The sequence below is a fragment of the Aliamphritea spongicola genome (assembly GCF_017051665.1).
Classification (GTDB): domain Bacteria; phylum Pseudomonadota; class Gammaproteobacteria; order Pseudomonadales; family Balneatricaceae; genus Amphritea; species Amphritea spongicola.
On record NZ_JAFIDL010000080.1, the window covers coordinates 1 to 300 of the forward strand.

The window sequence follows — 300 nt, forward strand, 5'->3', positions numbered from 1 at the left end:
CGTTGATGGCCACATCCAATGAACGGCTGGTGCCGGTGGTGGTGCCGCCCTTGAAGTTCTGGGTGATGCCGGACACTTTGACGCCCAGACCGACCTGCGAACCGGCGAACATGTCGGCAAAGGAGACGCTGCCGGATTTGAAGCCCGCCGTCGCGGAGTTGGCGATGTTGTTACCGATCACGTCCAGGTTGGTTGCTGCCGCGTTCAAGCCGCTGACTGCCTGAGAAAAGGCCATGTTATTCTCCGAATAGTGGTCAGGCTATCGTCCGATTGAGCCTGATGCTTAGGGTTATAAGATCT

At 57.3% G+C, this 300-nt stretch carries 1 protein-coding gene; it reads right to left on the reverse strand.

Annotated elements, in window-relative coordinates; genetic code table 11:
* Positions 1–235 (reverse strand): flagellar hook-basal body complex protein (locus JYB63_RS22830; protein ID WP_205660215.1); only part of this gene is annotated, 235 nt, incomplete at its 3' end.
* Positions 236–300: the final 65 nt, after the last annotated feature.